Origin of the sequence: Terribacillus saccharophilus (genome assembly GCF_046592895.1) — a bacterium.
Classification (GTDB): Bacteria; Bacillota; Bacilli; order Bacillales; family Amphibacillaceae; genus Terribacillus; species Terribacillus saccharophilus_D.
The window spans coordinates 241,047-265,971 of the sequence record NZ_JAWVPU010000005.1 but is presented as its reverse complement, the minus strand read 5'-3'; the positions used below and the strand labels follow the sequence as shown (position 1 = coordinate 265,971).

Genomic DNA, 24,925 nt, shown 5'->3' with positions numbered 1-24,925 from the left:
GGTGATCACTACTTCCTATGTGCATTTCTTAGCTGCACATAGGAAGTTTTTATTTTGTTGTTTCGCATCGTGGATATATATGTAAGAATGGTCCTAAGACGAAACAGGAGGTTATCCTATGCAAGCAGAACACGTACTCGAAAATCAGCCAGTCTTGGAAACGGAGCGTCTTCTCCTTCGTAAAGTAACAGCATCGAATGCAGCAGATATGTATGCTTATGGATCGGATCCTGCTGTATCAGAATTCGTAACATGGCCAGCGCATCAATCGATGGAGGATACCAGGCAATTCCTCGATATCATCTTGGATTTATATGAAAGTAATAAGGCGGTGTTCTGGGGGATTGAGCTTAAAGAAGAGAAAAAGCTGATAGGGACGATCAATTATGTTTCCTGGCAGCAGAATCACCATGTCGGGGAAATCGGCTATGTGCTTGCACGACCGTATTGGGCGAGAGGCATCATGTCGGAAGCGGCGAAAGAAGTGATTCGATTCGGCTTTGAACAGATGGAGCTTGAGCGGATCGAAGCGAAATGTTTGATTGATAATGAAGGGTCGGCACGTGTCATGCAAAAGGCCGGCATGCAGTACGAAGGAACATTTCGAAAAAAGATATACATAAAAGGACAGCAGCATGATGTGAAGCAGTACGCAATCGTTAAAGAAGATCTCCTTGGCGATTGATGAATTATAGACTCTTTAGTTACCGAAAATGGCTAGATTACTGGATAATAGGAGATAATCATGAATAAATTTCTTAAGAATATGATTTCTATTGCCGCCATAGTTGTTTTGATTTTAACCTTAGGTAATCTCTGGATCGATTTTAACTTATATGGGCAGTTGGGTATGATCGCAGTTGGATTGTATGGTATCTGCTTAAATCTTCATGCTCTGGTGAGAAGTCAGGAAGGCTAGTCAAATCAAAGTTTGATCTTGATAAAGGACTGCGGTGATGCCATTTGGTTCTCACTTCATCTTGCAGTTGTATCATTATCTTGCTATAATGCTTAAAGAAAATGGAATACGTTCGTTCACACTGTATAACCTCAATAATTTGGTTTGAGGGTCTCTATTAGGAGCCATAACTCCCTAACTACAGATTTCCAATCTGTAGTTAGGGAGTTTTTTATGTGCCATTTTCGAATTTGAGGTATAGAAAGGAAATGGAAATTGAATTTCAGAGTTTTTATATTAGCTATTTCAGTTATATCAGTAGGGTTGGTTGAATTGATCGTTGGGGGGATATTGCCGACGATTGCCGCTGATTTGGGTGTTTCAATCGGACAGGCAGGTCAGCTGATCACTGTGTTCGCCTTGGTCTATGCAATATCTGGTCCCGTTTTATATACATTGACGGCCAATATCGAACGAAAGAAACTATTGCTGCTGACGATGGGTCTCTTCGTACTAGGTAACGTCATCACTTATTTGAGCCCGTCCTTCCTGTTTGTCATGATTGCACGCGTGATCACAGCCATGAGTACGGCATTGATCATCGTTCTTTGTTTGACGATTGCAGCAAAAATCGTTCAGCCTCAACATCGTGCGAGGGCGATTGGACTTATTTATATGGGAATCAGCTCGGCGCTTGTATTTGGAGTGCCGATTGGTATCCAAATCAGTGCTGTATTCGGCTGGAGGATGCTGTTTCTATTCATTGGGCTGTTAGGATTGCTTTCCATGTTATTGATTGCATTCACACTTGGCCGCATCGAGGTGGAACAGGTACAGTCATTGAAATCGCAGCTGAAGGCATTGCGCAATAAAAAGATGCTGACAGCACATTTGACGATGCTATTCTTGCTTGCTGGTCATTACACTATCTACGCTTATTTCACACCTTTCCTTGAAACAGAGTTAGGTCTGAATACACAGTGGGTCAGCATTTGCTACTTTATCTTTGGTATTGCAGCAGTCGGCGGCGGTGCTTTCGGCGGCAGCTTGGCAGATAAATTCGGATCAAAAGTGAGTATCATCTTAGTTGTTGCATCATTTGCTGTCATCTTATTCGTGCTGCCGTTCTCGACAGCTTCCTTCCCCTTATTCCTAGTAGTGATGGTAATCTGGGCTGCTCTAAGCTGGAGTTTGGCACCGCCATTACAGAATTACATTGTAGAAACCGACTCAGAAACGTCTGGTATTCACCAAAGCTTCAACAACTCGGCACTGCAGATTGGAATTTCATTGGGATCATTAGTGGGTGGAGTCGTGAATGAAGCCACTTCTTCCATGCAAACAACAGCACATGCCGGAAGTCTCTTGGTTATCTTCTCGCTTGCTTTTGCAGTATGGTCTTTGCGGAGCCCGGTGCGAAAAACAATTCAAAATCAGTAATGCGAAAGCGGACGAGTTAATCGTTCGCTTTTTTTATGATGATTTTCAAGAAGTATTTAGCGTGACTTTACATTCTGCTTAAAGGATTTATCATAAAGCACATCGAATTTTTTCATTTAAAGATGCTTGATAGGAAGAAAGGGTGGATGTGGTGTTGAAGTATGGATTGTATGGAAAGTTCCTAGTTGATCAAGAGAATAGAGACGAATTGGGTTCGATATTGCTCGAAGCAGCTGAAGCAATGGCACATGTAGATGGATGTGAAGTGTATCAAATCAGCATTTCGCCTGATGAACCGCAAGCAGTATATGTATATGAGGTGTGGACAGATGAAGCAGCCCATCAAGCCTCGCTAGCCCTGGATGTGACACAAACGCTAATCCGGCGGGCGAAGCCGCTTATAACAGGAATCGAACGCCTTCATACACTGCAAACATTGGGTGGGATCGGATTTTATACGGAATGAAAAGCAAGTTCATCAAGGATCATTTTGATACGATTTATAAACAAAGGAAAACGTTTGAAGAAGACATCTATGATTACAGGGGAAAAGAGTGGATTCGGCCTGTTTCTGATAAATGGTCCATCGGAGAAACGTACTATCATCTGTATTTGCTAATAAAAAGATTCCGGCAGTTGAATAAGCTGTATATACCGATTGGGAAGCCGTTCAGTTTGATGTGGAAGCATAAGCCATATAAAACGGATATAGAAGATATCTATTCAGCTTATAAAGCGAAAAAAGGTAAAGCGATGAAGGCGCCGAATATTTTACAGCCGCCAAAGAATTCAGAAAGCAAGCCATCATTGAAACAAATCACAAAAAAATTGGATATGGAGACCGAGGATTTGGAAAATATGGTAGCTGGCATGGAGAGTGAATGCGCAGGGCACATTCGTTATCCGGATCCCTTGGCGCATAATCCCAACCTGATTCAGAGTATTTGTTTGATCGGAATTCATGAGCAGCATCACTTCAAACTCTGTAAAAAGTATTACCGCTCACTATGAATAGCATGACTGCTCTCCTCTCATTATTTTTGGAAAATTCAGTTGACTGCACATTCTTTTCATGCTAAACTCCTCCATAACAAATAAATACAAAACTCTTATCAAGAGCGGCGGAGGGACTGGCCCGATGATGCCCGGCAACCTGCAAGTACAGTTTTGACGACTTGTATAGGTGCTAATTCCTGTAGATGAGAGAAGACACAGTGCGGTTCATTCGTCTCCCTGTCCTCTCAGGGGGATTTTTTTTATGCAGAAAAAGCTGAAGGAGGCAATATATATGACAGCAGTGAAAATTGGATTGATAGGATATGGCACGGTAGGAAGTGCGGTTGGGCGTACGATTCGTTCCCATCAGGAGAATTTGCAGACAATCTTCGGGAAACAAGTGCAAGTGGCAGGTGTATTGGTGCGTGACAAGCAAAAATACAAACAGCAAGTGACAGATAGCATCCTGACAGATGATGCAGCGGAGCTGTTTGCAATAGAAAATTTGGATATCATCATCGAAGCTAGTGTCGGTATCGAGCCGGCTTTCAGTTACTTGACCGAAGCAATCGAACGCGGCTGTCATATCATCACTGCAAATAAGGAGCTGATTGCCACGCATGGAGCGGAGCTGAAGCAGCTGGCGAAGGTAAAAGGTGTACGACTGGAATATGAGGCAGCAGTCGCAGGCGGCGTTCCTGTGATTGGTACGTTGAAGCAGTTGCTGCATATCAATCATGTCGTGAAAGTGGAGGCAATCTTGAATGGCACCTCCAATTTCATTCTGACGGAAATGGCTGATAAAGGATTTGTTTTCGAAAATGCGCTTCGGCTAGCGCAGGAAGCAGGATTTGCAGAAGCGGATCCTGCCAATGATGTGGATGGCTGGGATGCTTTTTACAAACTGATGGTATTGAGCGATTTATTATTCGAGGCCCAGCCGGACTGGCAAAAGGTGACGCGTAAAGGGATTCGTTCCGTTTCCTCGGCCGATATCGAGGCTGCGGCAGAACATGGGTGGAAGATAAAACATGTTGCCACACTTGAGAATACGGGTGGAGAAGTGACAGCATCTGTCGAGCCAGTGGTGCTGCCAGCTGCTCATCCATTATACAGTGTCGACGGAGTGGATAATGCTGTTTGTATCGAAGGTGATCTTGTTGGCCAGCTGAAGCTGCAAGGACCTGGCGCAGGTGCTTTGCCAACGGCCAGTGCCATTGTGGAGGATTTGGCGAACTTGGTGCATCAGCGGAAAGAAATCAGCGTCAAACGGGAATTTCAGTTCACCGAGAAAAACAGTAAGGTACCATTTGTTCATCTGCCGACAGGAAATACTGCTTATCTGCAAGCAAAAAACATCGAAGCTGATGGGAGCTATTATCGGATTGCAGCTAAAATACCGGCTAAGGAAAGTGTCTGAAAAACAATTCATGAGTAAAAAGGCATGCATGATGCATGCCTTTTTACATAGTTTTTATAAGATTCACTGCCTCTTTTGCCCTATATTCTGTATAATGAGGAAGTACATAGATGAATGTGCAATTTTTTGGTTGAAGGAGTAGATTTTATGTTGATTTGTCCGTCATGTGGACACCAAAATCCAGAAGGGAGTAAGTTTTGCGAGAAATGCGGTGCTGCTTTACAAGGGCAGACAGCAGGAAGTTCCCCGCAGCCTAACGTGCAGCATGCTGCGACGAGTGAGCAAGCAGCAAGTGGGAAACCAAATGAGTACTTGGAAACTACCAAAAAAGTATCCAAGCAATATTTCTCATATTTTCTTGATGTCTTGAAGCGTCCTGATGGAAATGGAATGAAATACGGAACAGACAGTTTTGTGAATGCAATCATTACATTTGTTTTATTCTCATTGATTATGCCGTTGACATTCTACATTCACCTCAGCAAAGGTTTTGGAGAGGTATCATTCGCAGCCGTGGTAATCAAACCATTGATTGCTTTTCTTATTTTCCAGTTGATTTTTGCCAGTATAATATTTGCCGTATTGAAATTGGATCAATCGCCAGTTGCCTATAAAACGGTATTCGTCCGTTATGGAAGTTTGCTTATACCGTTTACGGCAATCATGATTTTGGGCGCTTTGTTCACTTTCATAGGTATGTACATGTGGGGCATTTCCCTTCTGTCCATCGGCTTCTTTAGCTCCCTTGGTATCATTCCGCCGGTATTGATAGCCGGATTCAAACAGAATCGCCAACATGGGATCGATAATATCTATTTGATTTTCATCGTTCAAATCGTTACTGGAATCGCGATTGCCATTTTGTTCTCGATGATTGCCGATTCATTTGAATTAGAAAATCTCATGTATGAATTATTTGGTATTTATTAAGAAAAAGCACGTCAGCATATGCTGATGTGCTTTTTGCTTTACTCGATATTCGTCAGCTTCCACTGGCCACCGGATTTTTTCGCTGTGTATGTCCAGTCATAATCCTGTGTTTCAGAGGTTCCATCACTGTACGAAATCGTGACGGTTTCCTTGGTGGTGATAGTTGCCGTATCCCCATCTTCTTCGTAGCTTGCAATCTCGTAACTGTCCAATGATTCTGTAATGTTCTTGGAAGTCAGATTATCAACTAGTGTTTGCTGTGATTTGTACAGCGCGGATCCGTCTTCCATATAAGGTGAAACACTGCCAAAGTCATCGCCGTTGATAGCTTCGATCAAGCCATTCAGATAATTGTCCATCAAGTTCACGGCTGTATCCGGTATATCTGATTCTTCATCCGTATTGGCTGTTTTTGATTTGGCATTGTCAGTTCCATCTGCTTTATATACAGTAGGTTTTTTATTTTCCATGGTCTCCGGGTTTTCAGCGGAAAAGTAGGTGTAGTCTGCGTCATATACTTGCCATTTCTTCGCTTTCTCGTCATACAGCATCGTATAATTTGTCTCATGCGTCTCTTTTTCCAAGTCAGCTGAATCTCCATCATAGATTTCGTCTTCATTGAAAGTTTGGCTGACATCCACTTTTACAACCCAGCCAGCTTCAAGTTTAGCGGCATGAAAGGAATCCATATCGAATTCGGTAGAAAGGTAGGAGCCTTGGTACGTTGTCTCACCCCAGTAATCCAAATCGTCAATTTCATCTTGAACCGTTTGCTTGAATGGTTTTCCAGCATCTTTCAGGAAGCTTGTATCTTTTGCTGCTTTGGCATGGGCGATTTGATCGCCGACTGCATTGATTTGTTCCATGATTGGTTTTTTGATATCGTCATTGACGGAACCATCTAGTTGCAGGGAAGTGTATGTTTTGGTAGCTTCGCTGTATAGGTCGAGGCTTTCCGATGTAGACATCTCCACTACATCATGAGCCAAAGTTGCAGCTACCTCATGGGTACCAGGTAAGAAGGGCCCGTAGGTCTTTTCAAAAGCATCTTTATCTGCTGTTCCGACTTCATGGCCATCCACTTTCAGTACCGTGTCTTTATAGTCGGTAGCCATTGTTATGTAATAGGGCCGTACATTGATTTCATAATTATCGTAAAGAAGATATTTCTTCCCGTCCATCGAAAGGTGTACAGGACCGGAAGCATAAGCAACGGACTCTTCTGTCTGACTCTTCATATCGGAGATAAGATAATCCAAATCCTCTGGATGCTCATCATAATAAGTGATCAAGCTCTTTACGGAGTCCTCCGTGATGGTCAGATCCTTGTCGTCTGTGGAAAGGATTTTTGCTAGTTTCTTTGCATCTTTTTCTGCTAATGCGGTTTCGAACTTATCGATAACCTTTTCCTTGGAAGTCATGGCTTCTCCAGTCTTATAACCCGCAAACAGGATGACAAGGACTGCGATGACACTTGCTAAGATGATTTTGTTTTTCTTGCTCATTTTCTTCTTTGGTGCAGGCTGTTGCTGACGCTGCGGAGTAGGGCTGCTAGTGATGCTTGTGCCGCAGTTATTACAGAATTGAGCATCGGGCTTCAATTCTTTTCCGCATTCTTTACAATAATTCATAAAAACTCCTCTCCCTGTCTTATCAGGATAATAATATAAAAATAAATAAAGACAGCATTATCATTATAATATTATCCTACTAAATATCTAGATGGAAAAGGAAAATAAATTGTTTAATTGGAATCCAACTATAGTAAATTCCAATTTTAAGTTTAATAATTATGCTAAAAGACTGGAATCAATCTATAAAATGTAGGAAAAACGAATCATATCCCGGCATTGGATACCATTCTCGTAAATGGGCTTCTCATAGTGCCGAAGAAAATAATCCTCTTCAATTTCCTTCATTCGAAATCCGCATTTTTGGTAGAAAGCAATCTGACTGATACTGGAATTCCCTGTTCCTACCACCAAATAAGCAAAGCCTTGTGCACGGGACTGTTCCATTGCGTGGCTGATTAGTTTTCTTCCTATCCCTTTTCCTTGGATATCTTTTTTCACGGAGATATTGATGATCTCAGCGGTATCTTGGTTGATTGGCAGTAAGACATATATTCCGATGACATGCTCCTTTAGTTCTGCAACATAGCTGCTGCCTTTACGAAGATAGGATTCTATTCTTGATCTAGATGGATCTGCTTCGAGCAGCACTTCGACAGGAGGTTTTTCGGAGGGGGAAAGTTTTCGTATTTTCATCGTATCACTCCAGTTTTTTGTTATGTAAAAGGCTGCCGAAATCATCGGCAGCCTTTATCAATCATTTAACGATCATTACGGAACATTTGGCGCGTTTTGCGACGCGGCTGCTGACACTGCCGAGTACGATTTCCTGGATAGGGTTCAGTCCGCGGCTGCCGATGATGATGAGATCTGCTTGTGTATCACGTGCATGTTCAAGGATCATCGGTGCAGGTTCGCCGTGCTTCATGATCAATTTGTATGGGATGGACCCTGCTTCGAATGCATCACGGAAACGCTGGAGCTTCTCCTCGCGTTTGCTTTGCAGCTGAATCGGGTCGCTGCTGTGCAGGACATCTGCTTTTGTCTTCTCGAAATCAAGAACTTGGATTCCTTCCACATGAGCTCCCGGCTGCAGCTTTGCCAGCTTGATGGCATGCTCTGCCGCAAGGAAGGAATGGTCGGATCCATCAATTGCCACTACGATTTTCTTATACATGGATGCACCGCCTTTTAATGGTTTGATACGTTCACATGTGCTGAATCGCTGGATGTCAATCTGTTCATAAGTGCCTGACTATCTTTATTCAACCCTTCCAGAGTGACGGAAGAGCCCTTCTCCCTGAATTTTAGCACGATTTTATCAATCGCTGCCACCGCGGAGTCATCCCAGACATGCGTATTGGTGAAATCCAGTGTCACATGTTTTATAGGAACATCGAATGCGAATTGATTCGTGAAATCGGTAACGGAAGCAAAGAACAGCTGTCCGGTGATTTCATAACGGGTATGTTCAGCGTTGGTATCCGTAATTTCTTCGACCTTCACTTTTGATATTTTGGCCACAAAGAAGATGGCACTTAGAAGAATACCGATGAATACACCAATCGATAAGTTATGTGTCGCGACTACCGCCACAACTGTTACGACCATGACAGTCGAATCCGATAAAGGTACACGTGTCAGGCTGCGCAGGGATGACCAATCGAATGTACCGATACAAACCATGATCATGACACCGACAAGTGCGGGCATTGGAATTTTGACGACCCAATCTCCTAATACAAGGATCAAGAACATCAGGAAGATACCTGCAACCAGTGTGGAAAGTCGTCCGCGACCACCTGATTTGACATTGATGACGGACTGACCGATCATGGCACAGCCGGCCATACCGCCGAAAAAGCCTGTCACGATATTGGCAATCCCTTGGCCGCGTGCTTCTTTGTTCTTATTGCTGTCCGTATCTGTCATATCATCGACGATGGAAGCTGTAAGCAAGGATTCCAGCAAACCGACGATGGATAGGGCCAATGCTGTGGGGAAGATGATTTGCAACGTTTCCAAGTTCAAAGGGATATTCGGAATCAGGAAAGAAGGCAGAGCTTGCTTGATTTCACCCAAGTCCCCTACAGTCCGAATATCAAGTGGCATGACTAACGATAGAACCGTCACTGATAGAATGGCCACAAGCGGAGCAGGAACAGCTTTTGTGATGAGCGGGAATAGATAAATGATCAAAAGCGTGACACCCACTATGATATACGTCGTCGTATTGATTCCGATGAAATGGGGAACCTGTGCCATGAAAATCAGGATGGCAAGTGCGTTCACGAATCCGATCATAACGGAACGCGGAATGAATTTCATGAATCGGGCAATACCTAAAACACCGAATAAAAGCTGTAATACCCCAGTCAGGATCGTTGTAGCAAACAAGTACTGCAACCCGTGATCCTTTACTAATGTCACCATCAATAAAGCCATTGCCCCTGTTGCGGCAGAAATCATCGCGGGTCTGCCGCCGACGATGGCAATTACGACTGCCATCGAAAAGGAAGCATATAACCCGACCATCGGGTCCACCCCTGCAATGATGGAAAAAGCAATCGCCTCCGGAATCAAAGCCAAGGCAACGACAATGCCGGAGAGGATGTCTCCGCGGATGTTGCCAAACCATTGTCTATTCAGTTTTGCTGCTGTCAATCTTCATACACCTCATTTTATTTATTTTGCTGACTTCCAAGTCTCATAGAAGTCGAGTCCGAATTTTGATAAGCTTACTGTATCATGATTGATGTCATTTGTGAACCAAAACTAACGTTTTTGGTACTATAAACGGAGTGAAAAAAATGAAAATCGCTTATATAAGGGAATTCGTAGAAGAGAAATGGGAGAGGCAGCCAGAAGAAATCCAGATTTGTGAAACGGTAATAGAGGAAAGGCAAGATATACAGGAGCAGCCATTACTGGAAGAAACGCTGGAGAAAATACAGCCGGGAGATGTGTTGGTTGTACGCAAACTCTATAGCTTAGCTAATTCGACAAAGCATTTGATTGAAATATGTCGGAATCTGCAGGAGAGAAAAGCAGCGCTTGTTTCTATCGAAGACCACATCGACACAAGGTCGGATTCTTTTTTTCAGCACCTCGAACAAATTGCTGATTTTCGGAAAGAAGTGGTCGGGGAAAGGACAAAGGCAGGTTTATCAGAAGCAAAATCGAGAAATAAAGCAGGCGGAAGACCGCGGAAACCAGATCGAAATGTACAAAAAGCGATCGATATGTACCGCAGCAAAAAATACACGATTGCGGACATAACCATAGAAACAGGTATCAGTAAGACAACGCTTTACAGGTATATGCAGGATTAGATTTAATGTCGAATAATGAATCTATACAAACGCTTGTTTAAGACTAAAGACAGCGCACATAAATATGTGTGCTGTCTTTTTTAGTTGAAGTCTCCTTATCACATCCGTACAGAACGCATCAAAATGCCAAGGCTTAGAAAGAGCACTCCTGTCAGGATAAGTACACTGAGAATGATAGGCAGTTGTACGACAGAATCAAATAAGGTTATCTGCAAGCCGAAAGTTTCTTTGAATCCATCCATTATCGGAACTGGAGCATTTTTGAAGCTAGCATCCATTGCCGGCTGCATCAGGATGTCGCGTAAGGCTGCGACGCCGTATGTGGGCGGGAAGAACTTGGTGATTTCCTGGACGAAACCAGGCATCTGACCGATAGGGATGTAAATGCCGAGAAGGAAGCCGGATAAAGTTCCGACTAATGTGCCCATGGATGAGAAAGAGTTCCGGGAATAAATCGGTACAGTGATGACGAATAGGAATGCCGTAGAAGAAAAAGTGATGAGCATGATCAATCCGACTGCAGCGAGTAAATCATCCCAGGTTATGGTAGGTTTATCGCTCATCCAAAAATATCCTTGGGCAAGGAGCAGTGCACTTACAGAAAACACAACCGCAATGAGCCAGGCGGATAGCAAGTAGCCAATGACTAATTGCGTTCTTGTGATGGGAGTGATGAGCAATGCGTGCAGCTGATTGCTGGCAGCATCCTCGATCATCGTACCCAGTACAGACAGAGTGACCGTCAGCGAGATGACGACAATGATCCCTGCCAGCAGCCAGCTTTGCATCAATGCCTTCATCCCAACTGCTCCTTGCGCTGCTTGCTCGGCTGAGTCCGTCGTCACATCGGCCAGGAACAGCAAATAAAGCACGATGATGATCCCTGTAGTCAGCAAGGACATGAAGACAGCGGTTTTGTCGCGGAAGTACAGCCGGTTAGAGCGCTTGGTCAGCTGCCAGATTGTGTGCATAGGTATGCTCCTTTACTAAATTGATAAAAACATCATCAAGGCTTCCCTTGATCAATTCAAAATCTGTGACGTGTTCCTCAAGCTGACGGAGAATATGGTAAGCTTGTAAGCTATTTGGAACAGAGATATGAAAGGAGTCTTGTTTTCTTTTGTATGTGTGCGATAGTCCGTCGAGAAATGCCATAGCGTGATCTGGTTGATCGACACGTATTCTTAAAGTGTCATTGGCATATTTTTGTCTCAAATCAGCTGGTGTTCCTTGTGCCTTGATTTTTCCTTTATCAATCACGACTATCTGATCTGCTTCGGCTGCTTCTTCCATATAATGTGTTGTCAGGAACACAGTCATTTGAAGCTGCTGCTGCAGATCAGCGATGGTATTCCACACATCCACCCTTGTTTGCGGATCCAAACCAGTTGTCGGTTCATCCAGGAAGAGGATGGCAGGGCGATGCAGCAGTGCCCGGGCGATTTCCGCGCGGCGTTTTTGCCCACCGGACAAGTGTCGGAATTGTTTATGCAACATCGACTCCAGCTGCAGTGTGTCGGTTGCCCAAAGGATGCTAGCGTCTGTATCTTGCTTCGACAAGCCATAAAAACGTCCCCACATAGCGAGGTTTTCTTTTACCGTAAGCACGTCATCCAATACATTGTCTTGAAAAACCAGTCCGATCCGTTTGCGGATTTCTGCATCGTTTTCTCCGGCGTGAAAGCCATCGACGAGAATCGAGCCGGAAGTCTGCTGCAGCCGCGTTGCAATCATATGGATGGTCGTCGACTTACCGGCGCCATTTACGCCAAGGAAAGCAAAAAGGTGGCCTTTTTCCACTTCAAAAGAAATATCAGCAACCGCAGCAGAATTGCCGTAGGTTTTTATTAAATTCCTGATTTCAATGATGCTCATCCATGTCACGCTTCTTCCTTTTGTAATTGGAGAGTTCTTCATTCAGCTGCCTAGCTTCAACGGTATGGATCAAATGATAGATCCCCCACAGAATCAGATAAATGAATGCGACAAGTGCAACTAATAAACCGACTAGTTTCCAGTTTCCTGTATCGAACCAGCTGAAAAAGAAAGCAGCGCCTGTGAATGCACCTAATACGACGAGGAGATACAGGGAGGAACGTATTACGATATTGCTCTCATTTGCATGTCTGAAAATAAAGTGTTGTACCCAGGTCAGTATGAATGTGATTAGTAGGATTTGAGGTACAAGAGCCATTTCCATTTCGGTATTTCCGATAAAGACATAGATATATGTACATGTAGCCAAAATAGAGAACATAAACATGATGCCCCAAGCTTGAATGAAATTTACGAAGTTTTTCATGATTTATGTCTCCTTTCCTATTCCCAGTTTTTGTTTTAGTTGCGGAACGTATTGTCGGGAAATGATGATTTTCTCTCCATTCGTCAATGTAGCAGTCAGCTTTCGGCCAAGTGTAGGTTTCAGTTTTTCGACCTTTGCCAAATTGATGATGACAGACTTGGATATTCGTATCAGATCGGGGCTGTAGTTGGCACCTTCGATTTGATAAAGCTTTAACGAGGATTGGTAAACAGCTGTCTTATCATACAGATATACAGTGTTATCAACAGACTCGATATAGTAGATCGAATCAGGCTGCAGCAAATGCCATTCACCATTTCTCTCCCCGGACAAGCGTTCTTGGTTGGATGCGGACAAAATTTTAAACAGCTCAAGGATTTGTGCATCTGCTTGGCGGCAAGTGATGTGCACCTCTGTTTCCCGACAAGTCTCGTCCTCCTGAATCGTTATCTTCATAGCACTCCTCCTGTTCGTTCTGCTTGATGATATTTCCAGTGTAACGGTCGGTGCAGGAAATACAATAGCAGATGGTGTAACCTGCCATCTGGGGCAAGTAAGCTGCCGTTGCAGCATATTGGACAAACGTTTGATAAATAATGGAAAGCGGGAAAACGTAAGCAAGAAGAAGGAGGAGAATGCAATGAAAAAGGTGACACTGCCAGATGGAATCGAACTGCCTGCTATTGGACAGGGTACATGGTATATGGCTGACGACAAATCGAAACGCCATGATGAAATCCAAGCTTTGCGGACTGGAATCGATCAAGGGCTGCAGGTGATCGACACAGCGGAGATGTATGGCAGCGGCCGGTCGGAGCATCTCGTCGGTGAAGCTATTGCTAATAGGAGGGAAAAGGTCTTCCTTGTTTCAAAAGTGCTGCCCTCCAATGCATCCTTTGATGATGTAGTAAAAGCTTGTAATGATTCCCTGGAGCGCCTTGGCACTGACTATTTGGATTTGTATTTGCTCCACTGGCGTGGAAGGGTGCCGCTTGAGGAGACAGTGGCTGCTTTTGAACAGCTGAAGAAAGAAGGGAAAATCAAGCGTTGGGGCGTATCGAATTTCGATACAGAAGATATGGAAGAATTATGGGCTGTGGACAACGGAAGAAATTGTGCCGTCAATCAAGTTCTCTATAATTTGACTGCTAGGGGAATCGAATATGATCTGATGCCTTGGCATAAAGAGAAAGATGTCCCCCTCATGGCGTATTGCCCTTTAGCGCAAGGTGATCGGCAAGAGATCCTGCAAAATGCTGCTGTCAGGGATCTAGCGAAAGCATACGGCGTATCGGTTTCCCAGATAGCTTTAGCATGGACGATCCAGTCAGGACAAGTTCTCAGCATTCCAAAAGCAGGACAAGCTGCTCATACAATGGAAAATGCCGAAGCGGGAAATATCGTTCTGAATAAAGAGGATCTTGCAAAATTAGACAAGGAATTTCCGCCGCCAACGTCGAAAATACCGTTGGAGGTTGTGTGAAGTCATAGGCATTTTACATGACAGTCAGTATAGGCAAACGCTATACTGAATACGAAAAAACCGCTAAAGGAGTGCTTTTAAATGAACTATGTAACACTTAATAATGGCTTGAAAATGCCACAGCTCGGCTTTGGAGTATGGCAAGTAGGAAACGAAGAAGCAACTGCTGCAGTAGCAAAAGCACTTGAAGCTGGTTATACAAGCATCGACACAGCTATGATTTATAAAAATGAAGAAGGCGTCGGCAAAGCAATCAAAGAAGCGAAAGTGAACAGAGAAGATTTGTTCATCACGACGAAAGTATGGAACTCCGATCAAGGATATGACAATACAATCTCAGCCTTCGAAGCAAGCCTTGAGCGTCTTGGTCTTGATTATGTGGATCTTTATCTTATCCATTGGCCAACACCGGAACATGATGATTATGTGGATACGTTCAAAGCGATGGAGAAGCTTTACAAAGACGGCCGCGTGAAAGCAATCGGCGTATGTAACTTCGAAATCGAACATTTGGAGCGTCTGTTGAAAGAAACAGAAATCAAACCAGTATTGAACCAAGTGGAATGCCATCCGTACTTGGCACAAAACGAACTAAAAGAATTCTGTAAGAAGCATGATATCTTCGTGGAAGCATGGAGCCCGCTTGACCAAGGCGGCGATGTGCTGAAGGATGAGGTTGTGACAGCAATTGCTGACAAGCTTGGCAAAACAGCAGCACAAGTCGTGCTTCGCTGGCACCTTCAGAATGACACAATCGTCATTCCGAAATCCGTAACACCATCCCGTATCGAAGAAAACTTCCAAGTATTCGACTTCGAGCTTTCTGCTGAAGATATGGATGCAATCAACAAATTGGATGCAGGACGCCGCAAAGGTCCTAATCCAAATGAAATGAACGTACGATAAGAAAGACAGAGGGAGCGCCGATATGGCGCTCTTTTTTTGTTGGTTGGAAAGGGAAGTGGATTCCTTTACATTGGATAGATGAAGACGTTTTATCTGTGGTCTTGATGAAACAGTGAAGGGATGGAATAAGGTGCTCGCAGACATTATCGGAGTGATAGTTCTTCTTTTGATTTTCGGGGTGCTGCTGAAATTCAAGGTGATCAAGCTAAACAGCAAAAAGAAATACGTCTATAAGCAATCAAACGAAAAGATAACAATCACTTATGACAAATTCAATGGCTTTGAAGATTATTATTTTAAAGGTAAGCAAGACCATTTGGTGACGCTCAGCTATGAGGTGCAAGTTGAAGGAGGAGAGTTGATCTTGCAGTGGCCGACCGGAAGCAGGTATTTTGGGAGGGGATATTCTCTGAAGATGCACAAGCGACTGTTACAGTCCCAACAGGTGAACGCCGACCTTTTCTCAGGGTCGAAGGGAAGCAAACGAAAGGAGGATGTCATTTGTATGTCACTGAGGAAGTGGAAAAGAACTAAGGATGCGGTGATCGGCTGTAAACGGCAATCAAGCAATGATTCAGTTAGAAACATATCCGAAAACAAAATGGATTAATGGTAATATTCTGGAATACGTATGCTATAGTAAAAGGGAAAAATAGAGGAGGGATCAGGATGAAGACAGAACAATTGCAGATGCAAGACTTGGAAGCAGCAATGCAGATGTCGGAGTATGCTTTTCGGTATGAGATACCAAAAGAAAAGCGGGCTGAGAGATTGAAGCAGATGGATCAATATCAACAGCTTTACGGAATCAAGGAAAATGGTAAATTGGCTGCCAAGCTCCATATGCTGCCGCTTGCAATCAGGCTTGGTGAGCAGACCATTCCGATGGGCGGGATTGCCGGTGTAGCTACTTATCCTGAATATCGCCGGAATGGCTACATAAAGCAGCTTTTGAGTGATACGCTTTACCTTATGCGCGAGCAAGGGATGCTTGTATCCATGCTGCATCCTTTCTATGTTGATTTTTATCGCCGGTTTGGTTATGAGTTATTCGCAGATCGCACGATTTACACGCTGAAGAAGAAGGACCTCGTGCGGATGGCGCCGGTTGATGGAACGATTGAGCGTGTAAAGAAAGAAGAACATTCACAGCTGATCGAGGATATGTACACGACGTATGCTGCTACATACAGCGGTATGCTGGCGCGGGAGAGTTCCTGGTGGCAGCAGCGTTTTTATGGTGATCATGACTTTATCGCCATTTATCGGGATGCGAGCGGAAAAGCGCAAGGTTATATGATTTACGAAACATCTTCACGCGACAAGCTGGAAGTTTCGGAGTTCGTCGCCTTGACTGCGGATGCGCGTATCGGACTATGGAACTTCCTTGCGCAGCATGACTCGATGTTCGAGGAGATCACGCTTGATCTACCGCATCATGATCCGCTGATTTTCATGCTGCCTGATCCGCAGCTTGCATTGAAAAGCTATCCTTATTTCATGGCTCGGATATTGGATGTTCCTGCTTTCTTTGAAAAGTATGATTGGCAGCAAAGTCCTGCTGGTGTTGTGCTGCATGTAGAGGATAAAATAATCGAAGAGAACAACGATACATTTTCTTTTAAAGATGAAAGCACGGCAATTTCGTCCGAGACAAAAGGCATCAGCCTATCCATCAACATGCTTTCCGCTATTGCGTTTGGATATAAGCGCCCGCTTACCCTTTGGCAGGCTGGCTTGATAGATGGACCAGAGGAAATGGTCCGGAAATTCGAGCAAAGTATCCCGAACCGGGAAGCCTATTTTTACGATTTCTTCTAAGGAGACTAGCAATATATGAAAAAGAAAGAATTTCACCGGCTTGCTCGTGCCGTCATTCGCAGCGGCGAACATATCCTGCTTGCTAAGGCAGAGGGGTGGCAGAACAGTTTTTTGCCTGGCGGTCATGTCGAGCTTGGTGAAGGTGCTGAAACAGCTTTGCTGCGCGAGCTAAGTGAAGAACTTGGTGTGAACGGGAAGGTCATTCACTTTCTCGGCGACTTTGAACATAGCTGGCAGCATGATGATACGGAGCACTTTGAATTGACACATGTATTCGAAGTGGTGATCGAGAGTGAGGAAATCATGAGTCAGGAGCCGCATCTGCGATTTTTCTGGGCGGATCCCGCTGACTTTGATAATCTTGATCTACAGCCTTACCCACTTATCGATTTCTTGCGCAACAAGCAGCTTCCGGTATCGGAATGGCATAGCACATTGGAGACAAACTGATTTTGCATCGGTTTGTCTTTTTCTATGAAAAAATGCTTGCGGCTGACGTTGCGTCAACGTTTAAAGTGTAGATGAGAAGGGAGGGAATTTGGTGGAATATACCGTGCAGAAGCTGGCAGAGCTTGCTGGTGTGAGTAAGCGTACGCTGCGCTATTATGACCAAATCGGTCTGCTGCAACCAGCTGAGATCAATAAAAGTGGTTATCGAATCTACACCGAAAAAGAGGTGGATTTGCTGCAACAGATCCTTTTTTATCGGGAGCTTGAGGTTGACTTGGAAACAATCAAGTCCATCATCCATTCACCAGGATTCAATCGAAAGAAAGCTCTGAAGGAACACCGTGAAAGTTTGCGCGATAAACAGGAACGGATCACCATACTGCTTGAGAATGTAGAAAAAAGCATCCAAGCGATGGAAAGGGAGCTGCAAATGAGCGACAAAGAGAAGTTCGAGGGTTTCAAGGAAGAAAAGATTAGTGAGAACGAAGCGAAGTATGGAGGTGAAATAAGGGAAGCGTATGGAGAAGAAGCAGTCGATGCTGCCAACCGGAAATTCAAAGGATTATCAGAGGAGCAGTACAAGAAGATGCAGGGGACCGAAAAGCAATTATTCCAACATTTGAACCTGGCAATGCAAGCAGGAAATCCAGCAGGAAAAGATGCATTGGGGCTGCAGAGCTGCATCGTGAATGGCTCTCTTTCACTTGGCCTGTGTATTCAATAGAAGCACATGTGGGATTGGCTGAAATGTATGTGCAGGATGAACGTTTTACAGCGTATTATGAAGAGCATGTCCAAAAGGGTGCTGCCCATTTTCTTCGGGACTGCATCCGGCAATATACAAAAAGCTGAGCATTGTGCTCAGCTTTTTGTATATTGCAGCACAGAGGTGATACACTTGGGGAAAAGGAGAGATGATATGAACACAAAAGTGGTAGTGAATGGCATGGAACTGGCGGCTTACGATTACGAACATCGTTATAGTGAAAAAGATGGCAAGCAGCTGCACGAAATACAGTTCAAGTTTCCTGTGACAAGTGAAACATATCATGATGTGGCCGTTTTATTATATAAAGATGATTTTCATGTGGAAGTCCCGGATGAGGACATTGTATTTGATGCGACAATCAAACAGTACAGCACGAGTATCACGAACTTGTACGAAAAAAATCAAGTTGGTGAGTATTCCCTTGTGCTGGAGGAAAAAGCAGGAGTCGCACGATGAAGATCGTCGTGGCGCCTGACTCCTTCAAGGAGAGTATGACGGCATTGGAAGTTGCGGACGCGTGTGAGCGGGGGATAAAGCGTGCCATCCCAGGAGCGGATGTTGTGAAGGTTCCGATGGCAGATGGCGGAGAAGGGACAGTTCAATCATTGGTGGATGCCACAGGCGGTGAATTGTTTTATCATTCGGTTACGGGTCCGCTTGGGGATGAAGTGAGAGCAGCATACGGCATGCTAGGAGATGGAAAGACAGCTGTCATCGAGATGGCGGAAGCTTCAGGGCTGCATCTTGTGCCGCCCTGTAACAGGGAACCGCTGCTGGCCACGACACGCGGAACCGGGGAATTGATGCAGGCGGCCTTGGACGCTGGTGCAAAGCATCTGATCATCGGTCTTGGCGGCAGTGCGACCAATGACGGCGGCGCAGGTATGGCTGCTGCTTTAGGGGTGAAATTCCTTGATGCACATGGAAAGACGTTACAAGATGGTGCTGGAGCGCTGAAAGAGCTTGCAGAAGTGGATTTGAAAGGACTGGATCCGCGCTGGCAGCATGTTTCAGTGGAGGTGGCTTGTGATGTGGAGAACCCGCTCATCGGCCCAAATGGAGCATCTGTTGTTTTTGGACCGCAAAAAGGCGCAGACGAAGAAATGGTCCAGCAGCTGGATAACATACTTGAACACTATGCGGCGATAGTGGAAGCGGCTGTTGGAAAAACCATTAAACAAGTACCAGGCGCAGGCGCAGCAGGAGGTTTGGGTGCAGGATTGATCGCATTTGTTCCGGCTAAACTGAAAAGCGGTATAACGATTGTGAAAGAGGCGGCTGGATTAGCTGATCATATGAAAGATGCACAGTTAGTCATCACCGGAGAAGGAAAAATCGACGGTCAAACGATTTATGGAAAAACCCCAATCGGTGTAGCCAAGACAGCCAAGCAGTTTGAAATACCGGTCATCGCGATTGCGGGAAATATAGGAAAAGGCAGTGAGGCGGTGTATGATCACGGTATCGATGCTGTGTTCAGTATCACACCAGGTGTGATCGACTTGGAAAAGGCACTGGAAAACGGGGCGGCAAATGTCGAGCAAACTCTTTATAACATAAGTAAAATGCTGCAATTATCCCGGTAAATATGAAAAGAATTCTTTCTTGATGAGTGATGGTCTGAAAGATACCTTTCTTTATGTATAAAACTTCACAAATTGGTCACACTGTATATTGTAAGCGGTTACTGTATCACGTATACTTAAAGTATCAAGTGTGAGGTATACAGAAAGGAGAGGCTGGGATGATTTTGAAAGCGCTTAGGAAAAACGGTGATATGACAATCTCTTATTACGAGAATGGCTCACTGCATACCTTTACGGGAAGATATCATAATCTGGATCTCTTGGACCAAACGCTTTGTCTGGAAAACGATGAGAAGAAACGAATGATAATCCATATCGCGGGGATTCAGCACATACATTGATGGGGAAGCCGGAAGCATCTTTCGATGTTTTCGGCGATTTTTTTATGTTTTTTACCAGTTTTGCGGTACAATGGAGGGAACGAATAAGATACCCGTTCCCTTATGTAAACGGATACGGGAAAACAGCTGTCAGATGCACGGGCTGATTAGTGGAGGTTTCAAGCATGAGTTCGCAATATCCAGATGATGGACTGACTTTACATACAGATCTTTATCAAATCAATATGGCTGAAACATATTGGAATGATGGAATTCACGGCAGAAAAGCCGTATTCGAGGTTTCATTCCGCAAGCTGCCGTTCGGCAACGGCTTTGCCATCTTTGCGGGACTGGAGCGGGTGATAGAATACTTGCAGCAATTCCGGTTCACAGAAAGCGATTTAGCTTACTTGCGGGATGAGCTAGGCTATGCAGGGGATTTTCTCGAATTTTTGAAGGATTTACGTTTCACCGGAACCGTATACTCGGTCGTGGAAGGGGAACTTGTCTTCAGCAATGAGCCGCTGATGCGAATCGAGGCCCCGCTGGCTGAAGCACAGCTCGTAGAGACAGCGATTCTTAATATCGTCAACTATCAGACGCTGATTGCAACCAAAGCTTCCAGGATCAAGCTGCTGCTTGGCGACGAGATAGCGTTGGAAATGGGGAGCCGTCGTGCCCATGAACTGGATGCAGCTGTGTGGGGAACAAGAGCGGCATTCATTGGCGGATTCGAAGCGACTTCGAATGTCCGTGCAGGCAAGAAATTCGGCATTCCGGTTGCCGGAACTTTGGCACACTCCATGATCCAGGCTTATCGTGACGAATACACGGCATTCACGAAGTATGCTGAGCGGCATAAGAATTGTACTTTCCTAGTCGACACATACGATACGCTTCGTTCAGGTATACCGAACGCGATTCGAGTGGCAAAGGAACAAGGCGATAACATCAACTTCAATGCGATCAGGCTGGATAGCGGGGATTTGGCATACTTATCCAAGAAGGCGCGTAAGGCATTGGATGATGCTGGATTTACGGAGACGAAGATTTCTGCATCGAATGATCTGGATGAAGAAACGATCCAGAGCTTGAAAGCGCAAGGAGCGAAAATCGATATCTGGGGCATAGGCACAAAGCTGATCACTGCTTACGATCAGCCAGCTTTAGGTGCGGTTTATAAGCTCGTAAGCATCGAGGAAGACGGCGTGATGCAGGATACGATCAAAATCAGCGGCAATCCGGAGAAAGTATCAACACCAGGATTGAAGAAGGTCTACCGGATCATCAATCGGATCAATAAGAAATCCGAAGGTGATTACATTGCCATGGAAGAGGAAGATCCACAGCAAGAGGATCATCTGAAAATGTTCCATCCTGTCCATACTTACGTCAGCAAGTTTGTGACAGATTACGATGCAGTCGATTTGCACAAGACGATTTTCAAAGATGGCAAACTTGTCTATGAGCTTCCGGCCATTGACGATATCAAGGCTTATGCCAAGTCAAATCTTTCCTTGTTGTGGGATGAATATAAACGCCCGATAGCACCAGAGGAATATCCTGTCGATCTCAGTCAAAAGTGCTGGGATAACAAGATGCGAAATATCCAGCAAGTGAAAGATCATGTAAAATCATTGCATAAATAAACGTAAAAGGGTTACAATTCTTTTTAATGGGAATAACTGTATTATTGAGTTTCTGTCCCATAACTCGGAAACATGTGAAAATGCTGTTGCAGCAATGTTAAGAATGCAGATTAATAGCCATGTAGGCTAATATGCATGCTATAATAAGGAAATACGGGAATAGGGATATTCCTGCATATGAATCTAGAACATACAGCTTTTACATCAGGTGAAGGTTATGTATAAATTTATTAAACGAGGTGTTTTTCATGAACAAAGCAGAATTAGTAGAAGCAGTAGCAGAACAAGCAGAACTATCTAAAAAAGATGCAAGCAAAGCAGTTGACGCACTACTTGAAACAATCTCCGAAACACTTGCAAAAGACGAAAAAGTACAGCTTGTAGGCTTCGGTACTTTCGAAGTGAGAGAGCGTGCGGCACGTACTGGCCGTAACCCGCAGACTGGAGAAGAAATCACAATCCCTGCATCCAAGGCTCCAGCTTTCAAAGCAGGTAAAGACTTCAAAGAAGCAGTAAAATAATAACTTATCCTTCCGGAATCGAAAAAGCCGGCGCAGTGATGCGCCGGCTTTTCTTATAATTTGCTGATATGGGTGATGGTCAGCCGTCCATCGCTTTCCTCTATCTTCCATAGCGGTTCGAACATTGTTTTCAAAGTTGCTGTCGTTGCTGGATCCGCTTCAAGATTTTGCACTGTTTTATCATTGGTGACATAATCTTTATCTTCTTCCAGGCCAAAGCGTAAATGAAGCAGATTGCGTACACCATTGAAAGTAGGGAAGGAAATGCTGTAACCATCTTTCAAAGCTTCTGCCAATTTGCTTTTCTGATCCAGCAGCATATCTGAATCTGCTTTCGGATAACTTCGCTGGAGGGTGCTTACATCGCCAGCTTCAATCAGCGCAGCGGTTTGCATCCTTTCCAGGCCGCTGTGGACGATGCGTTCGATTTGATATGCTTCTGCTTGGGATATGGTTGTTGTCATGATCAAGCTCCTTTAATGAATGGCTTTATTCGGTGTGTGTAAGGTGATGGATTTTCGTCTTTTGTACAAGTAGGCAATGAACTCCAGTAAGAAGCCGGGCAGCTTTTTCGGGAACAGCTTGCGCTTATAAAATTTCTCATAAGCCTGATGAAGATCCTCCCATTGCGTGCAGTGCTTTTGCTGGCGAAAGCGGGCGGGATCGATCAATTTGATCTCGCCTGTAGGTGTGATCATGATGTTCCGCAGGTGTATGTCAGATGGGTTCAACCCTGCAGCGGCAGCGTGTGCCAAGGCATCATCAATGTCGGCGATATGTTCATCCGTTATGGGAATACCCTCGCGCAAGCAGTCGTAAAGTGTCCGGCCAGGAATATAATCGATCACAAGGTAGCCATCACCGGTTGCATGAAGTGTTGGGAAAAACTGATTATCAGCGAGAGTTTTATAGATTTCCGCTTCCTCTGCCGCAATATGGCGGAATGCGGGAAAAAAGACCTTGATTACTTGAGAAGATTTTGTAAGTCGGAATGCAAAAGCGCTTCTGCCAGTCCCAATCAAGATGAGAGAGTCAGGATACGCTGTCAAATGAGGCATAGTGTCAGGACCTGTCATGTGAATCTGTCTGGTAATCTGTTCAAAATCAGCCACTTCCAGCACTCCTTTTCTTTGGAACAAAGGCTTGTACAGTTATTATACGCATGAACTGGGAATAAGGTGCAAAAAAATACTGAAAAATTAGTCAATGATTCCTGCTTTTCGTTATTTTAACCGTATCCCAGCTTGTTTTCTTTACTCTTCGTGAAAATAGCAGTAACGTCCTCTATAAAGCTTCTCTTTTTTTACTTGAACAAAATCAGATCAAGAAACAGGTGATTATATGCAAAAGAAACCGAACGAAACAGAATATCCTGCTTATTACCAAGATTATATGAAACTTGTACCAGAGGGAAACATAGTAGCTTTGTACAAGGAGCAAGAACGGCAGACGATTAATCTGCTGCAAGGACTGACGGATGAGCAAGCTTGTTTCGCATACGATTCCGGGAAGTGGACGATCAAAGAACTGATTGGCCATCTGACGGATACAGAAAGAATTCTTTCTTACCGGCTGCTGACCATAGCTCGGGGCGATATGACACCATTGCCGGGCTTTGACGAGGATGCTTATGTGCAGCAGGCGAAGTTCACGGAAATGACAGTGGCAAGTCTGCTGGCGCAGTACAGGGCGGTCCGGGCATCGACCATCAGCTTACTGGAATCGTTGAACGAACAGGATTTGATCAGGCAGGGTATGGCAAACGGCCATGTCACGTCGGTTCGGGCATTGGCGTATATCATGCTCGGCCATGAACGGCATCATCATCATATCCTTCACGAGCGATATTTCGCTTCTGCCATGTATCCGCTCAACCGGATGTGATTTGGGGTATATTGACAGAGGGAGCGTCTTCGTGTACACTAAATTGCAGATTAATAGAATGGGATTGTGATTGCTCCAAAGGGGAGTAGCTTCCAGTTAAGTCGACAATACGTGATAGCTTGCTATCGCCGGTTTAACTGACAACGTCATGTTGTTTGCCAGACCTTTGCCAATTTGGTGAAGGCTGATTACAGACGGGACCTTCACGCTGTGGGGGTCCTTTTCGTTTAGTATATGTAATGGAGGAATACTTTCCGTGTTGAAGAAATGCTTAGAAATGATGCAGCGGCGGGCACCATCCATCAAGCTCGAACTGAATCAGGCAAGCTATCATGCAGGAGAAAAGATTGAAGGGCATTTTCAGCTTCTTGGAGGCTGGAAGGTGCAAGATTTGAATAGATTGGATTGCGATTTGGTTATAAAAAACAGCGCAACCGATAAAATAGTGAATATAAAGAATGTATTAAGCATCTATATGACGAAGCAGCTGAAATCAAATGAACGAATTCAAAAGCCGTTCAAATTCCGTTTGCCAGAGGAATTGGAACCGAGCTCCGGCACGCTGGTCTATGAGCTGCAGACCAAGCTGACATTCGCAAATGAAAAATGTGCGAAGGATGATAGGCAAGTGAAGATATTAGCCTAGA

At 44.5% G+C, this 24,925-nt stretch carries 30 protein-coding genes, 1 pseudogene and 2 riboswitches; of the genes and pseudogenes, 21 read left to right on the top strand and 10 right to left on the bottom strand.

Going from position 1 to position 24,925, the window contains the following annotated elements:
* Window positions 1-118 precede the first annotated feature (118 nt).
* The 7 genes from SFC66_RS15945 (at window position 119) to SFC66_RS15915 (ending at window position 5,684) form a co-directional block, all read left to right on the top strand.
* The gene (locus tag SFC66_RS15945; RefSeq protein WP_411219718.1) at window positions 119-685 is read left to right on the top strand and encodes a GNAT family N-acetyltransferase; all 567 of its coding nucleotides are present in this window, start codon (window positions 119-121) and stop codon (window positions 683-685) included.
* A 60-nt stretch (window positions 686-745) separates the two neighbouring features.
* On the top strand, window positions 746-919 hold the full coding sequence (locus tag SFC66_RS15940) for a hypothetical protein (protein ID WP_411219717.1): 174 nt from the start codon (window positions 746-748) through the stop codon (window positions 917-919).
* A 101-nt stretch (window positions 920-1,020) separates the two neighbouring features.
* A riboswitch (purine riboswitch) is annotated at window positions 1,021-1,120 on the top strand.
* 54 nt (window positions 1,121-1,174) lie between these two features.
* Window positions 1,175-2,338 (top strand): MFS transporter, encoded by a 1,164-nt coding sequence (locus SFC66_RS15935; RefSeq protein ID WP_411219716.1) that lies wholly within the window; start codon window positions 1,175-1,177, stop codon window positions 2,336-2,338.
* 151 nt (window positions 2,339-2,489) lie between these two features.
* A complete protein-coding gene (locus SFC66_RS15930; protein ID WP_411219787.1) occupies window positions 2,490-2,804 on the top strand; it encodes a putative quinol monooxygenase in 315 nt (104 codons plus the stop codon).
* Window positions 2,801-3,349 carry a DinB family protein gene (locus tag SFC66_RS15925; protein WP_411219715.1) on the top strand — a complete coding sequence of 183 codons (549 nt, stop codon included), beginning with the start codon at window positions 2,801-2,803 and terminating at the stop codon, window positions 3,347-3,349. Before SFC66_RS15930 ends, SFC66_RS15925 begins: the two co-directional genes overlap by 4 nt.
* 95 nt (window positions 3,350-3,444) lie before the next feature.
* A riboswitch (SAM riboswitch) is annotated at window positions 3,445-3,544 on the top strand.
* Between the two features lie 82 nt (window positions 3,545-3,626).
* Entirely contained in the window at window positions 3,627-4,754 is a 1,128-nt protein-coding gene (locus SFC66_RS15920; RefSeq protein ID WP_411219714.1) for a homoserine dehydrogenase, read from the top strand.
* Window positions 4,755-4,901: 147 nt separating this feature from the next.
* Window positions 4,902-5,684, top strand: a complete 783-nt coding sequence (locus SFC66_RS15915) for a zinc ribbon domain-containing protein (RefSeq protein WP_411219713.1) — start codon at window positions 4,902-4,904, stop codon at window positions 5,682-5,684.
* 38 nt (window positions 5,685-5,722) lie between these two features.
* Here the strand turns inward: SFC66_RS15915 and SFC66_RS15910 are convergent, their stop codons facing one another.
* The 4 genes from SFC66_RS15910 to SFC66_RS15895 form a co-directional block, all read right to left on the bottom strand.
* Complete coding sequence (locus tag SFC66_RS15910; RefSeq protein ID WP_411219712.1) at window positions 5,723-7,315, bottom strand: zinc ribbon domain-containing protein; 1,593 nt, start codon at window positions 7,313-7,315, stop codon at window positions 5,723-5,725.
* 183 nt (window positions 7,316-7,498) lie between these two features.
* The gene (locus SFC66_RS15905; protein ID WP_411219711.1) at window positions 7,499-7,951 is read right to left on the bottom strand and encodes a GNAT family N-acetyltransferase; all 453 of its coding nucleotides are present in this window, start codon (window positions 7,949-7,951) and stop codon (window positions 7,499-7,501) included.
* A 61-nt stretch (window positions 7,952-8,012) separates the two neighbouring features.
* Window positions 8,013-8,432, bottom strand: coding sequence for a universal stress protein (locus tag SFC66_RS15900; RefSeq protein ID WP_411219710.1), 420 nt, complete (start codon window positions 8,430-8,432; stop codon window positions 8,013-8,015).
* 14 nt (window positions 8,433-8,446) lie between these two features.
* Window positions 8,447-9,919, bottom strand: a complete 1,473-nt coding sequence (locus tag SFC66_RS15895) for a SulP family inorganic anion transporter (protein WP_411219709.1) — start codon at window positions 9,917-9,919, stop codon at window positions 8,447-8,449.
* Between the two features lie 146 nt (window positions 9,920-10,065).
* On the opposite strand from SFC66_RS15895, the gene SFC66_RS15890 reads away from it, so the two are divergent.
* Window positions 10,066-10,587, top strand: coding sequence for a recombinase family protein (locus SFC66_RS15890; protein ID WP_411219708.1), 522 nt, complete (start codon window positions 10,066-10,068; stop codon window positions 10,585-10,587).
* A gap of 98 nt (window positions 10,588-10,685) precedes the next feature.
* On the opposite strand, the gene SFC66_RS15885 is transcribed toward SFC66_RS15890, so the two are convergent.
* Genes SFC66_RS15885 through SFC66_RS15870 form a run of 4 tightly spaced genes read right to left on the bottom strand, consistent with a single transcriptional unit; the run spans window position 10,686 to window position 13,345 of the window.
* Window positions 10,686-11,558 (bottom strand): ABC transporter permease, encoded by an 873-nt coding sequence (locus SFC66_RS15885; protein ID WP_411219707.1) that lies wholly within the window; start codon window positions 11,556-11,558, stop codon window positions 10,686-10,688.
* Complete coding sequence (locus SFC66_RS15880; RefSeq protein WP_411219706.1) at window positions 11,524-12,462, bottom strand: ABC transporter ATP-binding protein; 939 nt, start codon at window positions 12,460-12,462, stop codon at window positions 11,524-11,526. The genes SFC66_RS15885 and SFC66_RS15880 overlap by 35 nt, the downstream gene beginning before the upstream one ends.
* On the bottom strand, window positions 12,449-12,889 hold the full coding sequence (locus SFC66_RS15875; protein ID WP_411219705.1) for a DUF3021 family protein: 441 nt from the start codon (window positions 12,887-12,889) through the stop codon (window positions 12,449-12,451). The genes SFC66_RS15880 and SFC66_RS15875 overlap by 14 nt, the downstream gene beginning before the upstream one ends.
* Window positions 12,890-12,892: 3 nt before the next feature.
* A complete protein-coding gene (locus tag SFC66_RS15870; RefSeq protein ID WP_411219704.1) occupies window positions 12,893-13,345 on the bottom strand; it encodes a LytTR family DNA-binding domain-containing protein in 453 nt (150 codons plus the stop codon).
* A 184-nt stretch (window positions 13,346-13,529) separates the two neighbouring features.
* Here SFC66_RS15870 and SFC66_RS15865 point away from each other — a divergent pair, with 184 nt between their 5' ends.
* From SFC66_RS15865 to SFC66_RS15815, 11 genes and pseudogenes are all read left to right on the top strand, one after another.
* Complete coding sequence (locus tag SFC66_RS15865; protein ID WP_411219703.1) at window positions 13,530-14,372, top strand: aldo/keto reductase; 843 nt, start codon at window positions 13,530-13,532, stop codon at window positions 14,370-14,372.
* 81 nt (window positions 14,373-14,453) lie between these two features.
* The gene (locus SFC66_RS15860) at window positions 14,454-15,278 is read left to right on the top strand and encodes an aldo/keto reductase (RefSeq protein ID WP_411219702.1); all 825 of its coding nucleotides are present in this window, start codon (window positions 14,454-14,456) and stop codon (window positions 15,276-15,278) included.
* 130 nt (window positions 15,279-15,408) lie between these two features.
* Window positions 15,409-15,888, top strand: a complete 480-nt coding sequence (locus tag SFC66_RS15855) for a hypothetical protein (RefSeq protein WP_411219701.1) — start codon at window positions 15,409-15,411, stop codon at window positions 15,886-15,888.
* 59 nt (window positions 15,889-15,947) lie between these two features.
* Complete coding sequence (locus SFC66_RS15850; protein ID WP_411219700.1) at window positions 15,948-17,099, top strand: GNAT family N-acetyltransferase; 1,152 nt, start codon at window positions 15,948-15,950, stop codon at window positions 17,097-17,099.
* Between the two features lie 15 nt (window positions 17,100-17,114).
* The gene (locus SFC66_RS15845; RefSeq protein ID WP_411219699.1) at window positions 17,115-17,549 is read left to right on the top strand and encodes an NUDIX domain-containing protein; all 435 of its coding nucleotides are present in this window, start codon (window positions 17,115-17,117) and stop codon (window positions 17,547-17,549) included.
* A gap of 91 nt (window positions 17,550-17,640) precedes the next feature.
* A pseudogene (locus SFC66_RS15840) lies at window positions 17,641-18,401 on the top strand (MerR family transcriptional regulator).
* A gap of 67 nt (window positions 18,402-18,468) precedes the next feature.
* Entirely contained in the window at window positions 18,469-18,774 is a 306-nt protein-coding gene (locus SFC66_RS15835) for a DUF3219 family protein (RefSeq protein ID WP_411219698.1), read from the top strand.
* The gene (locus SFC66_RS15830) at window positions 18,771-19,904 is read left to right on the top strand and encodes a glycerate kinase (protein WP_411219697.1); all 1,134 of its coding nucleotides are present in this window, start codon (window positions 18,771-18,773) and stop codon (window positions 19,902-19,904) included. Before SFC66_RS15835 ends, SFC66_RS15830 begins: the two co-directional genes overlap by 4 nt.
* A gap of 158 nt (window positions 19,905-20,062) precedes the next feature.
* Window positions 20,063-20,245, top strand: coding sequence for a YolD-like family protein (locus SFC66_RS15825; protein WP_411219696.1), 183 nt, complete (start codon window positions 20,063-20,065; stop codon window positions 20,243-20,245).
* Window positions 20,246-20,409: 164 nt separating this feature from the next.
* Entirely contained in the window at window positions 20,410-21,873 is a 1,464-nt protein-coding gene (locus tag SFC66_RS15820; protein WP_411219695.1) for a nicotinate phosphoribosyltransferase, read from the top strand.
* A 248-nt stretch (window positions 21,874-22,121) separates the two neighbouring features.
* Complete coding sequence (locus tag SFC66_RS15815) at window positions 22,122-22,394, top strand: HU family DNA-binding protein (RefSeq protein WP_411219694.1); 273 nt, start codon at window positions 22,122-22,124, stop codon at window positions 22,392-22,394.
* A 53-nt stretch (window positions 22,395-22,447) separates the two neighbouring features.
* Here SFC66_RS15815 and SFC66_RS15810 read toward each other — a convergent pair whose 3' ends face one another.
* Together SFC66_RS15810 and SFC66_RS15805 are read right to left on the bottom strand one after the other, a co-directional pair.
* On the bottom strand, window positions 22,448-22,858 hold the full coding sequence (locus SFC66_RS15810) for a hypothetical protein (RefSeq protein WP_411219693.1): 411 nt from the start codon (window positions 22,856-22,858) through the stop codon (window positions 22,448-22,450).
* A 12-nt stretch (window positions 22,859-22,870) separates the two neighbouring features.
* Window positions 22,871-23,506 carry a protein kinase family protein gene (locus SFC66_RS15805; protein ID WP_411219692.1) on the bottom strand — a complete coding sequence of 212 codons (636 nt, stop codon included), beginning with the start codon at window positions 23,504-23,506 and terminating at the stop codon, window positions 22,871-22,873.
* Between the two features lie 229 nt (window positions 23,507-23,735).
* On the opposite strand from SFC66_RS15805, the gene SFC66_RS15800 reads away from it, so the two are divergent.
* Together SFC66_RS15800 and SFC66_RS15795 are read left to right on the top strand one after the other, a co-directional pair.
* A complete protein-coding gene (locus tag SFC66_RS15800; protein ID WP_411219691.1) occupies window positions 23,736-24,278 on the top strand; it encodes a DinB family protein in 543 nt (180 codons plus the stop codon).
* A 256-nt stretch (window positions 24,279-24,534) separates the two neighbouring features.
* On the top strand, window positions 24,535-24,924 hold the full coding sequence (locus tag SFC66_RS15795) for a sporulation protein (RefSeq protein WP_411219690.1): 390 nt from the start codon (window positions 24,535-24,537) through the stop codon (window positions 24,922-24,924).
* The last annotated feature ends 1 nt before the right edge of the window (window position 24,925 follow it).